Source organism: Clostridium cellulovorans 743B (assembly GCF_000145275.1).
Lineage (GTDB): Bacteria > Bacillota > Clostridia > Clostridiales > Clostridiaceae > Clostridium_K > Clostridium_K cellulovorans.
Genome location: NC_014393.1, coordinates 251818 through 265869 on the forward strand (window position 1 = coordinate 251818; position 14052 = coordinate 265869).

A 14052-nucleotide genomic window follows, 5' to 3' on the forward strand; every position below is an offset into this window, starting at 1 on the left:
TAGGAATGGTTATATTTTAGGATAAGGTGTTATGAAAGAATGAATTTTTTTGTAGCGAATGACGTTAATTGTGTCAAAGATAAATAAATATATTTGAAATTTGGAGGTAAACAGTATGAAAGTATTATCAATAAGCTCAAGTAATTGCTTATTAAGTAGAAGTCCATATGGTGTAGATGTTAACGGAAAGTCCATAAGTGAATTGATTAATGAGAAACTTCCAGAGGAATTGGTGAACTATCAGAAGTATTCAGCAAAAATTAACGTGAGCATAGAAATTTGGGATGAAGATGATTTAAATATAACCACAACAGGTTATGAACTTTAAATTATTTTATCGGCATTGGTTAAGTTTAGACAGATGCGGAAAAGGGTCGGGGTGGACAGCTGTAATTGGTGTAGAGAAAAAAAATTAGGATTTTGGATAAGTTATAGCTGATATAGAGAAAAAGGATTTAGTTTTTGATTGAGTTTAGACAGATACGGAAAAAGGCTGGTGTGGACAAGCTACAACTGATATATGGAAAAAGGATTAGAGATTTGGCTAAGGTGAGTCGGATATGGAAGAAGGCCGGGGGTGGACAAACTGTAATTGGTGTAGAGAAAAAATATTAGAGTATTGGCTAAGTTTAGTTAGACACTGAAAAAAGGTCCGAGGGTTTGGACAAACCCTAGCTAATATAAATAAGAATAACAAAAGGGAAAAAATAAATTGTGAAGGTTTAATGAGGTGAAAAAATGGAGATACAAGACATAGATTTAAGACAATTAATTGAGACAGAGACTGGGGAAAGATTTAGTAATCAGGGCTACATATGCTGTCCCTTCCATAAAGAGAAGACACCTTCATTAAGTGTGAAGTTTTTCCCAGATAGAAATAAGCAAAGATTTATGTGTTGGGGCTGCACAGAGCAGGGGGATGCTCTTGATTTTATTATGAAATACAGAAACTTAGATTATAAGGCGGCTCGGAAGTATTTAGGTATGGAGAATAAGAAGTCCGAAAATCAGCTTCAAGAAGAAATAATAAGGGAATACATAACTTGGCAGATTGAGAAGACGGAACACAAGAAGGGGTATAAGCTTTTGGGCTTATTTCCTTTTACCGATGAAAATAATAAGGTCATCTACTATAAAGCCAAGCTTCTTAGAAGTGATGGAACAAAAGAAACTCCTTACTACCATATAGAAGGAAATAAGGTAATAAACAAACGGGGAGCGGAGGAGGTACCATATAATCTGAGCAAAGTTATCAGTGGTATCAATCAGCAGAAAACAATAATCTTTGTTGAGGGTGAAAAGGATGCTAATACCGTTAATTCAGTTTTAAGGGGCATGAATTTTGTGGCAACTTCAATAAAAGGCTGTAAGGATCTTTCCATATTAAAAAACCGAGGACCTATGAGTATATATGTAATCGGTGATACAGGAAGGGCTGGCGAACAATATAAGTTACATATTTATGATGAATTTATTTCTGAGGCAAGGGAATTTAAGTTTATCAATTTACCAGGGCTGAAGAGTCTTGGGGACAACAAGGATGTTACTGATTGGATAGAAGATGGGCATGCTAAAGAGGAGTTGCTGATGGCTTTGGAACGAAGCTTAGACCTCAAGAATCAAAGGGATTTACAACAAGATTCTAAGGGCATCTATAGGGTTTATTGGGATAAAAAACAGGAAGACTACATAAGGCTTTATATTACAGATTTTCAGCTGCTTGAGGCTAAAAGGATAACCTTTGTTGATGATGAAACCGAGGGTATAACGATGGTTTTTAAAAGTTGTACTGGAGGAATTATTGAAAGAACAGGACTAGCAACAGTCTTTGATGATATTAAAAGTTTTAAAAATTTTCTAGGGACCTTAGATTTATCCTTTAGGAGTACAGATATCAAGGACCTTACAGAGTTAAAGAGCTGGGTTAATAAATATTGGGCTTTAGAAAATGATGAAATTTATTCTGGTTCAAAATTTATAAGGAAAGATAATCAGCTTATGTTAATAACAAAGGATGGAACAATTACGGCAAATGGAGTCAACTCAAGAGTCAGGGCGGACAAAAGCGGTTATGTGGACTTAATATGTAAGGAACTTATCAGCAAGGAAGAATTAAATGAACTAAGGGGGAAGTTATTTAAGTTTGCTACCTTTGATAAAACTATAACTATAATAGGGACAGTCCTTAACAACCTGGCTGTGGTTCAAAATGAAGAGGCAAAGGAAAAGCTTCATCACTTATTACTTGTAGGTGAGAGTGGTTCTGGTAAATCTACAATCCTATCAAATGTTATAGCAGCAGTATTAAACTATCCAGCTGCGGACATAAAATCCATAGGGCTTATAACGACTTTTGCATTAATCAAGGATTTAAGTGATGGAAACTATCCTATAATTTTTGATGAGTTTAAACCAAGTGCTTTAGATAAAAATAAAGTCCAAAAGCTCAGCGAAGCCTTTAGAAATCTTTATGATAGGACAACGGTATCAAGAGGAGATAAGACTCTTAAAACTAGAGGTTTTAGATTTACTAGTCCTATTATAGTGGCTGGAGAGGAGTCTTATCCTAATGGTGAAAAAGCTTTGGTTGAGAGAAGTGCAATCGTGTATTTAAGCAAAGGTCAAAGAACCTCAGAGCATACAATAGCTATGGAATGGATTAAAAGCAATGAAAATATACTTAATAAATTTGGACGTTCAATTATAGATGTAATACTTAACTTGTCCGTGGACAGCTATAAAAATATAAGAACTATGGTCAGCGAGTTCTTCCCAGAGTTAAATAATAGACCCCTTGCTACAGCAGTTAATATTGCTACTGGCATGGAGATATTAAATCTATTACTAGTAAAGCATGGATTTCCAAAGATCCTAGGCTATGAAAAGTACATAAAACAAAATATTGGTGAAGAAATCTTAGATGGAGATAATGAAGCAAAGAGCACCGTTGAACAGATGCTGGTTTTATATAACAACATGATAGAAGATGGACGAGCCTATGACTACAAGAATGTAGTGATTGATAGAGCTGATGGGCTTTTTATAAGGACCTCAGAGATGTTAAATCAGATTCATATGTTTGTAAATCAAGTAGGAGCTGCGGAGGTTATTCCGCTGAAGTTAAGGGATTTTAAAAAGCAGGCGGAGAAGTCAGGATATTTTACAAAGACAGCGGCAAAACAAATAAAGATCGATAGAAAACCTGTAAGGTTTGATGAATACAATAAAGAAAAGATGAGACAGCTTCAGATGTATTCTATCGTGAAACCTACAGAAATAGAAGAGTATGACTATTGATCATTGGTAGTGAGACAAGTAAAAAAATTTAGGGTGACAACCTATCCTAGTATTTGATACTTATAAGTTTTATTACTTAATGGAAGTAATAAAATCAATAGTGATAACTTTAAGGAAATAGTAGTAAAAAACAATAGGTAGCAAAGGTATCTGATTCAAAATAAAAGTGCTCCCAAAAATGATACCAGGCAAATGGCTCAACCAAGCCATTTATAGTTATAGGTAGCAAAAGTAGCATAAAATAAAAAGTTATATGTATATATAGGAAGAATTAAATATCTATTTTTTCAAAGATAGGGTGTATGTTTTTTTGAAACTTGCTACCTTGCAAAAAAAGTGCCTAAAGCCAAGTGATAGAGCCATCTAGAAGGTAGCGTTTTTAGTGTGAAAAACCTGCTATTTAAAAATGCTACCTCATAAATTAGGGCGTAATAAAGCCATTAGATAGAGAGTATTGGTACTTAAATAATTTTATAGATTGATATGTGATTTTGATGATGAAACATAGGGCAACAAGTATAAAGACACATTTAGAATTTTTCAAAAGGTACAAAAAGTAAATAGCTATAGAAAAACTTTGGGCTATGATCAACAAGGAGGATATGGAATATGAGAGAGAACATTATGAGAGTGAATAACATTGAGATAGATAATAACATTAAGAGAGCGAGTAAGATTACTATAGAGAGAAACATGGATATAGAGAATAGCATTAAGATGGAAAATAACATTAGGAAAGATAGAAGCATTAAGATAGAAAATGACATTAAGAAAGAGATTAACATTAAGGCACAGAATACCAATAAGAAAGATAGTAAGATTAATATAGATAATAACATTGATATAGATGATAACATTAAGATAAAGAATACCGTTAAGAAAGAAAGTAAAATCAAAAGAACAGAAAATAGACTTTATGCATACAAGGACATAGATATATTAAACCAATTGACGGAGATAAAGATAAAAAAGCTAAAGGATGATGTATCCATTAAGGCTATGACTTATGAAGAAAAATTTTCTACAAACAGGTTTAATTCCAATGTAGAAAATGAAGTAATCAGAAGAGAAGAGTTTGTTGAAAGTAAGATAGAGGAGCTTAGAAAAGAAAAGGAAAGCAGATTAAATGAAAAGGCTTTAATAGATAAGGTGCTGGAGCTTTTGGATGTTGAGGAAAAAAGATTAGTTGGGCTTCGCTATTTTAGTAAGCCTACAAGAAGTTGGACGAGCATTGCTCAGGAACTTAATCAATCGGTGGATAATTGTATTAAGGTGAGGAGAAGGGTTATTGAGAAGTTGGATGGGTTTTTGTTTTAGCAGGGAAAATCAAATAGTAGAGTTAACCTATTAAATCAATAAAAAACATGATTATTTAGATGTAAATGACTATGTTTATGGTAAAAAGATAATAATTATGAAGCACTGAATAAGTCATCGATGTTATGGCATGATGGGAAAAATAATTTGTATATATGGCTTGAATATTTTCTTGGAATTATTATAAAAGCATATAAGGAATTAGAGGATAGGGTAGGCTGTATTGAAAATACGAAGGGCAGTAAGAGTGAGAGAATAGAAATGGCTATAGAAGGCAAACTAGGCTATTTTACTAAGAATGAAATAAGAACTATATGTCCTGATGTGGGTGAAGCCACTATAAATAGAGTCTTTGAAAAGTTGAGAGTTGAAGGAAAAATAGAAGTTGTAGGTAAGGGAAGAAATTCTAAGTGGAAAAAGCTATAGGGTAAAGGTATGTAATTGAAAATGATAACGTAATTAAGAAAAGGTGCTAATCTTTGCGAGATGGAGCACTTTTTTTCTTTGCTTTTAACTTCTATATCAAGGCCAAGAAATTTAAAAGCAAGAATAGATAAAATTAGCAATATAGAAACAAAGATGTGTTGACAGTATATAAATGATAACCTTATAATCAATATGTATAATATTACAAGAAATAGATAAAATTTAAAGATTATTTTTTTCTCCAAAGAGGTCAAGCCTTGAGGATTAAAGAATAAAAAAAGCATAAATCTATAGTAAGATAGGGGGAATTTATATGAAGAAAAGGGGTACTTTTTTACTAGCTATTTCTATAGCAATGTTAACTATAACACCTACAGTCGATGCTTCTGCAGCTGGTAGTGTAAAGGTTAATTTATTTGATGAGAATAGGATAGAATCTATTAATAATAGTTATCCTAGTTTAAATGAGTTTAATTGTTACAATGTTTCAGACATTAGATCTGATAATTTAACGGAGAAAAAATCCACATCGAAGACTCTTCTTATTGGTCGTTTTGATACAAGCGATGCTGCTGGTCCAAAGTTTGCATGGAGCAACACTACTATTAAAGCCAATTTCGTGGGAACTGGAATAAGCGTAAATTTAAAATCCACAGGTGATAACTGGTTTAATGTGATAGTTGATGGTGTTGTTCAAACGCCTATTAATGTAACTTCTACAACATCATCTCCTATTGCATTGGTATCAGGATTAGAGAAAGGAAAGCATACGATAGAATTAGTTAAAAGGACTGAGGCTTTTGTGGGTGATGTACAATTTCTGGGGTTTAGCGTTTCAGATGGAAAGTTGTTAAATCCGCCAAAACCTTCTTCAAAACGAATACTATTTATTGGTGATTCAATTACTTGTGGCTATGGAAATGAAGGGACTGACCCGAATAAATCCTTTACCACTAAAAATGAAAATGCTTCTCTTGCATATGGTGCTTTAACGGCTAAGCTTTTGGGTGCAGATCCAATGACTATTTGCTGGTCAGGAAAAGGAGTGCTTCGTAACTATGGAGGAGATCCTAAAGATGTAATGCCAGAAATATATAATCAGGTGCTACCTTATAACAAAAATCTCACTTGGAATCCTAAAAACTGGGTTCCTCAAGTGATAGTTATTAATCTTTCTACAAATGACTATAGTGTGGGCATTCCAGATAAAACAACTTTTACAGCAGTATATTCAAAATTTATAGATAATATCCGTAGTGAATATCCTAAGGCTGATATTTATTGTGCGATAGGTCCTATGTTGAATGGGGAAAACCTTGATAGTCAAAGGGATTATATAAGTGGCATTGTTAAATCAAAAGAAGCTTCTATACATAATAAGGTTCACTTTATTGAATTTCCTCAACAGGATTTTGCTAATGGACTTGGTGAGGATTGGCATCCTAGTGTGAAAACTCATGAATTGATGGCAAAGCAACTTGCTGAAAAAATCAAAACAGATTTAGGGTGGAAGGTCTATAGTGGAAATTAAAAAACAATGAAAGATAAGATATTACAAGATGAAAGGATGTTTCAAGTTATGGACATCCTTTTTGAATGGAATAAGAAAATTTCTAATTTATCCATAATTTAAAAGGTACAAAATATTCAACTGTATATATGCCAATGTTTATACCAGAATCATTATTGCAAAAAGAAAAGTTTACAGGAGATAAGGCAACATATACAATTGAAAGCTTAATGCATGATGGAACATTACTTGATTTGTTATTAGATTCTGGTTTAAGCATTTATGCAATGCCCCCAGACCTAACTACTGAAGAAATCAGAAAAACTAAAATGTTCAGTAGGGTCAAAGCAGTGGAGATAATTTTATGGTTAAAGCAGAATCAAAACATTGACAAGTGGATAGTTTTCCATGATATACATTTGCATAATGAAGATTTAGCGATTAGACAAGTGCGAACTAATGCAGAGATAGGACTTACAGAAAAAAGATGTTGATAAAGCAATTGAACTGTTATTATAAATTTAAAAATAAGCATAATTAGAAATAAAAAGATTATGTTTTAAAACCAATCTAATAATATAGATAGTAGCAGAACTTTTTATTATTAATTCTAGCATATCCAATACCACCCCCTAGCTATAGTAGAATATTTCACCAATAACCCAGGAGGATAAAATGTTCAAAACCTCCGCAGCCATCCACTACGGATTTCAAAATATTACTTTAGAATTATAGAATTTTATGAAGAATAGATACATAAGAATAAAATGGAAAAATCTCATTTTAAGTAGTTACGGAGAAGCGACAAGCAAACAGCAAAACAATGATACAGCAGGAATAAATCTTATCATTTACAGTCAAAATTAAGTACTGAATAAGTCATCGATGCTATGGCATGATGGGAAATTATATTGTAGGCCAGACGCAAGAATGCAGAACATAAAAGAGAAAAAATGAAATAGCAGCAAGTAAAATCAAGTAGTAATCTCTCTATTTCTTTATAATAAATGTAGAGTGGTTGAAATGGGGTGAACATAGAAATGTACGAGTGGCAGAAGCAAATTCAAATAATCGTTGATGAAATTGATAAATGTATTAAAAATTATAATGATGAAGCCTTAACACTACGTTTTCTTTCTCGTAGGCTGGGTTATTCCGAATTTTATACAACGAGAAAATTCAAAGAAATATCGGGTATGCAATTTAGGGATTATCTGCGACATAGAAAATTAGCCTTTGCATTAAAAGAGGTAAGGGATAGTGAAAAAAGCCTTTTAGATATTGCTTTTGATTATGGGTTTTCATCACATGAAGCATTTACCAGAGCTTTTAAGGGTACATATGGTGTAATTCCAAGTGAATACCGAAAAAAACCTAAGCCTGTCATTCTTCGTACAAAAATAAACTCCTTCGATCGCTACTTTTTAGGATTGGGAGAGATTGGGATGATAAAATCTACAGATGGTGTTAAAATTTATTTTGTAACCATTCCCGCACACAAATTTTTGCACATAAAAAACTATGAGAGTAATGGGTATTGGGATTTTTGGCAAAAGCAAAGTCTTATTCCGGGACAGGACTGCGAAACAATTTGCGGCTTACTCGATAGTATCAAGGGCAAATTGGATGATGATGGTGGGAGCGAATCTAACAGCAGCAGCGGTCAGATTATGGCGTACATTAATGACCCAGACGGCAGACTCTGTGATTGGGGTATTCCACGTACAGAGTGTTATGGTACACGTCTTCCTTTTGATTACAAAGGCCAAGTACCACCGCAAATGCTTATGATTGATGTTCCAGAAGCCGAGTATATTGTTTTTGAACATGGGCCATTCGACTATGAGCAGGAAAATCGTAGCGTAGAGGAAAAGATTGAAAAGGCAATGGCAACTTTTGATTTTGCAGACACCGGTTACTGCTTTGATACTTCCCCTGGTAGAATAATTTATTTTTATCATGATCCAGAGCGGTTTTGGAAATATATAAGACCAGTGAGGAAGTAGATAAAATCGGCTGCCTATCCACTACGGGTTTCAAAATATTACTTTAGAATTATACTATATAAATGAAATTTATAGTCTTAGCCATTTACTTAGCTAAGGCTATTTTTATACGTGAAAACACTGTATCATAAGTAATAGTTTACTTATAAGATATGTTGTAATAAAATTAGGAACAAACTCCAGTAACAGACAAATGGTAATTTGTCATTGAGAACCATGTGATTTTGATAAGTGAGGTTTTCCTCTGAACATTAATTAATAATGATTAGGGCTACTGTTATTTAGAAACATAGTATATACTTGATTAGAACAGAAATAGGTATTAAAAAAAGAAAGAGAGCAAAAAAATGGAAGAGTTTTTTAAAACAATAGAGGAAAAGATAAGAAAGTCAGGATATCCTGGAGAAGTCAGTGGCGAAGAAATCTACACTGAAATAAGTGATGAGGCCGAGGATCAAGAAGAAGGAAGTTACTTATTTATGAAAAAACAACATGATGATATCACGTTTGAATACAGAGTAGATATTTTAGAGGACAATATTAATTTAGCAACCCTAACGATACATACATCAGAGAGAAAATACTTTATTGATTTTGACGCTGAATAGAAAAATGTGCCGCTAAGAGAATAATTTTGACATTTATTCGTAACCTAATACTGATTTATATCATTTAAAGTGAGGATGGACATAAAAATGAAAGTATTAAGGCAAACAATTAAGTCAATTTTAGTTATGTTATTAATTTTTCTATTAATAATTACTACCGAAATACAAACATTTTCTAGTCCAATTAGCAGAAGAACAATTAACGTTGGAGTAATATTATTTAGTTTAGATAATTCTATTGCAGCGCAATTTAAAAAAGAGTTTGATAATCTTCAAAATGAATATCCAGTGAAAGTTTCTGTCCTTAATCCTCAAAATAATGTCAGTGTACAAGATGAAATGTTAGATTCTCTACTTAAAAATAATATAGATCTGATTATAGCCATCCCAGCAAGTACAAAAGAAGATGCTGTGAGAAATTTTATTGAAAGAGTTAGACCTTACAATACTCCGTTGGTAATGTTCAATATTCCTCCAGATGTGGTAAAAAATATCTCAAAAGATTATGCCAGAGCTGCTTTTGCAATACCTGCTTCTGATAAAACAGGTGAGATGCAAGGTGAAATTGTTAGAGATCTTTGGAACAATAAAAGTATTATAGACAAAAATGATGATAATATTTTACAATATGTCCTTGTGAGAGGACCTAAGGAGGACGTAACAGCAGATAAAAGAACTCAAGGGGTTACTTCAATACTTGAAAGTTCTGGTATAAAAACAGAATTACTTCAATCATTTGCTACAAATTGGACTGAAGCAGTAGCTAAAAGTTATATTGAAAACATATTTCTAACATATGGGAACAAAATTGAGGCAATAATTGCTAATGATGATGATCTGGCAGTAGGGGCTGTCAAAGGTCTTCAAAAATATGGATATAACACAGGGAGTAAATCAAAATATATACCGGTTTTTGGACTTAGTGGAACTCCTGAAGCTATAAATTTAATTGATAAAGGACTTATGTCTGGAACTATTATTGTAGATTTAAAAAAAGTAGCACAGGACTTATATGCTATCGGAAATAACTTAATTAATAATGCAAATCCTACAGAAAACACAAATTTAAAATCTGAAGGTGGTGTAATTATTATTGGTACAAATCCGAGGAAATATATTATAAAAAAGTAAGTAGAAATTATCCAATAATTTAAAAAACAAGGACTGCAAATATCTTTCGTAGGTTGCAGTCCTTGTTTCTTATTTGCAAGAATTCCCGTACTTAGAAATAGTCTTGATCCCATCTAGCATCAAGTTATATCCAATCTCCACCATTTCATCAATAGACAGATTCATATCATTTCTAATCCACTCAAAAATAATATTGCAGATAGCACCTAATTAAATGAAATTTATAGCCTTAGCCATTAGTATTACTTAGCTAAGGTTATTTTTATAGGCGAAAATACTGTCTTATAAGTAATAGTTTACTTATAAGATATGTTTTAATAAAGTTAGGAACAAACTCGAGTAATAGACAAATAGTAATTTAATTGTTTTTTTATGATATGAGAAATTACTGCTTTTGATAAAATTTTAAGTTCGTTCATGCCATCCACTTTCTAGAAAGCGGCTCATTTCTTCTGGTGAGTCCTTCATGCCACGTTTTACCCATTCATCAAATAATCCCCAAGTACTCCCAGCAATGATAGCTCGTTGATAGGATTCTTGTGCAGAACAGGATTTGCCGGAAATAGTGCATTGAAAAATATGTTGCATCATCAGATGAGAATGGTTCGACTGGTAGAGTGCTGAGATAATATCTTTTAATGTTATAAAATGCTCAAATAGACATTTTGTAAGATTTTTGTCTTCTGACTTGCTATAAGAATCCCACCACTTCTGGGATTCTTTCATAAGATATTCACCTATAATTTCCTCCAAGTTATTATAGTTGCGATAGAAAGAATTTCGGCTGACACCGGCAATCTTTACTAGCTCTAAGATACTTATATTTTCTAGTGGTTTTGTTTTTAGTAATCGCAGTAATGCGGCTTGTAGACATTCACATACAAATATATTTGATGCATTTGTGCGTTCTATCATCATTAGCTCCTATCTAGTGGGACAAAAGCCCTCTAATTGTACCAGCTTTTAGAATTGAATATTTTCTACTGTATGGTACAATTGTATCACACAATGAAGTTCAGGTAAAATACCTGAATAGAATGAACAGAGAGAGGGAACAAAAATGGGTAAAATTATTAAAAGAGGTATTCTTGTGTTGCTTATTCTTATTGCAGCCATAACTATATGGATACTAATTACGTTAGGAAAAGTTGGTATGGGGCCATGTAAATTTTTACTATATAATAAAAAACCAGTCTTATTGTCAGAGCAGAAATTTGCTATTGCAGAAAAAGAATTTTCATGCGTGGTCAATGGAGAAAAAATATCAGGAACTATATATATACCGGAAGATGAAAGGAGAAGTAGAGAAATACTGATAATTTCTCCAGGATTTAATAGCACTGAGGCTATGCTTGCAAGTAAGGCAAAATCCTTTGCTATATCAGGAACTCCAGCAGTAGTATTTGACTTCAGGGGAGGGTCTTCATCTGGGAAAAGTGAAGGAGATTCAACGAATATGTCAATCTCCACAGAAATGTCTGATTTAAATGCTGTAATTGGCTATGTACAAGGTTTAGAATGGGTAAATAAAGAAAAAATATATCTTTTGGGTGAAAGTATGGGAGGATTGGTTTCTGCATTAACAGCAGCTGAACATAAGGATATTGCTGGTCTAGTCTTGTGTTTCCCTGCTTTGGACAAAGCTGAAAGCACAAGAAAAACATTTTCAAATATGGATAAAATTCCAGATACAATTAATATGTTTGGTTTGTTAACAGGAAAAAAGTTGTGGCAGGAGCTCTATGAAATGGATGTATATGAAAAAATTAAAAAATATACAGGACCGGTTATCATAATGCACGGAACAAAAGACCCGGCGGTTGATCTTTCTTATTCCGAAAAAGCAAATAATGTTTATACAAATTCCCAGCTTTTTGTAGTTGAAGGTGCAGGACATGGATTCAATGGAGATGACGAAAAAAGTGTATTAAAAACAATATATGCTTTTATTCATAAGCAATAAAGAAGTACAAAATGCCAATGAAGCTTGTTTTATTTACATTCATTATTATCTTTGAAGCCAAGGTTTGAAAATCAATTAGGAGAATTAAAGGAAAAGCATGTTGAAAATTATGGATGGTATTCTGGTAAAGGTTTTGAACATTTAAAAAGAGTTGGGTATATTTCAATGTGTCGGCCAAAAGTATTAGAACCATTTACAGAACAAGGCATTGAAGTTGGATAATCAAATTCAAACTTATATTATTACAATTCCACACCAAGAATAAACCTTATCATTTGTAGTAAAATGATAAGGTTTATTTTAGTTTTAATATATTAAGTTGACAATAAATATGATCATTTAGATGGAGATGACTATGTTTATGGCAAAAACAGAATTATTGTTAAGTACTATATAAGCCATCGATGTTATGTCCTGATGTAGGAGAAGCCACTGTAAATAGAATGTTTGAAAAGTTAAGGGTTGAAGGAAAAATAGAAGCTGTTGGTAATGGAGGTGAACCAAGTAGTAGAGTTTTGCTGATCTTGTATTATTTGAAATCTCATCGGTAAAAATAAACGCAAAGAATAAATATAACATATTGACTCTATTAGTAGTGAGTGGTACTATATAGTAGTAGTAAGTATTACTGAATACATGTAATACTAGATAGTAAAGAGGTGAGTGATCTGGAAAATATTACAGAAATGCTAAAGGGTGTATTGGAAGGCTGTGTTCTTGAAATTATCAGCCATGAGGAAATATATGGTTATGAGATTACTAAGAGGCTAAATGCTCTAGGATTTTCGGATGTTGTAGATGGAACAGTTTATACTATATTGGTTAGGCTTGAGAAGAATAAACTTGTGGATATAGAAAAAAAACCATCCGATATGGGGCCGCCGCGAAAGTTTTTTACACTTAATGAAGCTGGGCGCGAGGAACTGAGGAGGTTCTGGGAAAGGTGGGAATTTGTATCATCAAAAATTAACGAGTTAAAGGAGAGGAAATAATGAGTTTTTGGGGAAAAATTACGGGAAGTGACATCACTAAAGAAATGAAAGTTTTTGAATCGCGAGCCAAAAAGCTACCGACTGATTATCAAGTGGCATGGGAAAAAATTAGTGCTAATCTTTGGTCATACTCAGATTTCACCGGTCGCAACCTCATGCCAATTCTTGACGGTGTACTTGGCATGCTCGAAGAAACGGCTGCGGACGGTGAGAGTGTACAAGAGGTTTTGGGTGACGATATCAAAGGATTCTGTTCAGCACTGGTTGGCGAAGAAGGGGCAAAGTCTTTTCGTGATAAATGGCGTAAACAACTTAATGATAATATAGCTAAAAAATTAGGTAAATAGGAGGAGTATATGGGAATACAAGATATAATTGAAGGTAAAAAAGAATGGAGAGCACACATGGCGCGTGTCAAGGCACTCCCAAAAGATTATCAGATTGTTTATAAAGAGATTCAAAAATATCTCTTTAAGATTGGATTAGTTGAGCTAACCGACGGGATAGGTTTGCTCTCGGGGATTGTTGATTTTTTTGAAGAGGGCGCAGCATTGGGCAAAGGTGTACTCGAAGTTACTGGCAGTGATGTAGCGACTTTCTGTGATGATCTAATCAAAGATTCAAAAACTTACTATGATATCTATCAAGAATCTGTTGACCAAGAAGTTAATAAGGCAATGAAAAAGGTTATAGATAAGAAAAAATAAAATTGAGATATGGGAATTGAGAAAGCAATTGAAGTGAAAGGTCTGTGCCTTACCACAAAGTTGGAGTACAATGAAACGCAGAGCCGATAATATGT

Annotated in this window: 16 protein-coding genes; 15 read left to right on the top strand and 1 reads right to left on the bottom strand. The window is 33.2% G+C overall.

Translation table 11 applies throughout. The features are described from left to right. Nucleotides 1-115: 115 nt before the first annotated feature. The 10 genes from CLOCEL_RS01005 (at nucleotide 116) to CLOCEL_RS01045 (ending at nucleotide 10295) form a co-directional block, all read left to right on the top strand. Nucleotides 116-328: a hypothetical protein gene (locus tag CLOCEL_RS01005; protein ID WP_010075288.1), complete on the top strand. Its 213-nt coding sequence runs from the start codon at nucleotides 116-118 to the stop codon at nucleotides 326-328. Between the two features lie 410 nt (nucleotides 329-738). Continuing rightward, the gene (locus tag CLOCEL_RS01010) at nucleotides 739-3297 is read left to right on the top strand and encodes a CHC2 zinc finger domain-containing protein (protein WP_010075286.1); all 2559 of its coding nucleotides are present in this window, start codon (nucleotides 739-741) and stop codon (nucleotides 3295-3297) included. Between the two features lie 609 nt (nucleotides 3298-3906). Continuing rightward, nucleotides 3907-4614, top strand: a complete 708-nt coding sequence (locus tag CLOCEL_RS01015; protein WP_010075285.1) for a DUF722 domain-containing protein — start codon at nucleotides 3907-3909, stop codon at nucleotides 4612-4614. 120 nt (nucleotides 4615-4734) lie between these two features. Further along, complete coding sequence (locus CLOCEL_RS01020; protein ID WP_010075284.1) at nucleotides 4735-5040, top strand: Fic family protein; 306 nt, start codon at nucleotides 4735-4737, stop codon at nucleotides 5038-5040. A gap of 313 nt (nucleotides 5041-5353) precedes the next feature. Further along, nucleotides 5354-6571 (top strand): SGNH/GDSL hydrolase family protein, encoded by a 1218-nt coding sequence (locus CLOCEL_RS01025; protein WP_010075283.1) that lies wholly within the window; start codon nucleotides 5354-5356, stop codon nucleotides 6569-6571. A gap of 128 nt (nucleotides 6572-6699) precedes the next feature. After that, nucleotides 6700-7044 carry an HAD domain-containing protein gene (locus tag CLOCEL_RS01030; RefSeq protein WP_010075282.1) on the top strand — a complete coding sequence of 115 codons (345 nt, stop codon included), beginning with the start codon at nucleotides 6700-6702 and terminating at the stop codon, nucleotides 7042-7044. Between the two features lie 247 nt (nucleotides 7045-7291). Then, nucleotides 7292-7417: a hypothetical protein gene (locus CLOCEL_RS23610; protein WP_278184402.1), complete on the top strand. Its 126-nt coding sequence runs from the start codon at nucleotides 7292-7294 to the stop codon at nucleotides 7415-7417. Between the two features lie 173 nt (nucleotides 7418-7590). Then, complete coding sequence (locus CLOCEL_RS01035; protein WP_010075281.1) at nucleotides 7591-8556, top strand: helix-turn-helix transcriptional regulator; 966 nt, start codon at nucleotides 7591-7593, stop codon at nucleotides 8554-8556. Between the two features lie 347 nt (nucleotides 8557-8903). Further along, on the top strand, nucleotides 8904-9164 hold the full coding sequence (locus CLOCEL_RS01040) for a hypothetical protein (RefSeq protein WP_010075280.1): 261 nt from the start codon (nucleotides 8904-8906) through the stop codon (nucleotides 9162-9164). Between the two features lie 87 nt (nucleotides 9165-9251). Further along, nucleotides 9252-10295: a galactose ABC transporter substrate-binding protein gene (locus CLOCEL_RS01045; protein WP_010075279.1), complete on the top strand. Its 1044-nt coding sequence runs from the start codon at nucleotides 9252-9254 to the stop codon at nucleotides 10293-10295. Between the two features lie 405 nt (nucleotides 10296-10700). On the opposite strand, the gene CLOCEL_RS01050 is transcribed toward CLOCEL_RS01045, so the two are convergent. Beyond that, on the bottom strand, nucleotides 10701-11210 hold the full coding sequence (locus tag CLOCEL_RS01050; RefSeq protein ID WP_010075278.1) for a TetR/AcrR family transcriptional regulator: 510 nt from the start codon (nucleotides 11208-11210) through the stop codon (nucleotides 10701-10703). A 145-nt stretch (nucleotides 11211-11355) separates the two neighbouring features. Here CLOCEL_RS01050 and CLOCEL_RS01055 point away from each other — a divergent pair, with 145 nt between their 5' ends. The 5 genes from CLOCEL_RS01055 (at nucleotide 11356) to CLOCEL_RS01070 (ending at nucleotide 13957) form a co-directional block, all read left to right on the top strand. Beyond that, nucleotides 11356-12258, top strand: a complete 903-nt coding sequence (locus CLOCEL_RS01055) for an alpha/beta hydrolase (RefSeq protein WP_010075277.1) — start codon at nucleotides 11356-11358, stop codon at nucleotides 12256-12258. Between the two features lie 51 nt (nucleotides 12259-12309). Beyond that, nucleotides 12310-12480 carry a hypothetical protein gene (locus tag CLOCEL_RS22650; protein ID WP_198283745.1) on the top strand — a complete coding sequence of 57 codons (171 nt, stop codon included), beginning with the start codon at nucleotides 12310-12312 and terminating at the stop codon, nucleotides 12478-12480. 446 nt (nucleotides 12481-12926) lie between these two features. Continuing rightward, on the top strand, nucleotides 12927-13250 hold the full coding sequence (locus CLOCEL_RS01060; RefSeq protein WP_029169214.1) for a PadR family transcriptional regulator: 324 nt from the start codon (nucleotides 12927-12929) through the stop codon (nucleotides 13248-13250). Beyond that, nucleotides 13250-13597, top strand: coding sequence for a DUF1048 domain-containing protein (locus CLOCEL_RS01065; protein ID WP_010075273.1), 348 nt, complete (start codon nucleotides 13250-13252; stop codon nucleotides 13595-13597). Before CLOCEL_RS01060 ends, CLOCEL_RS01065 begins: the two co-directional genes overlap by 1 nt. Nucleotides 13598-13606: 9 nt before the next feature. Next, nucleotides 13607-13957: a DUF1048 domain-containing protein gene (locus CLOCEL_RS01070; protein ID WP_010075272.1), complete on the top strand. Its 351-nt coding sequence runs from the start codon at nucleotides 13607-13609 to the stop codon at nucleotides 13955-13957. Nucleotides 13958-14052: the final 95 nt, after the last annotated feature.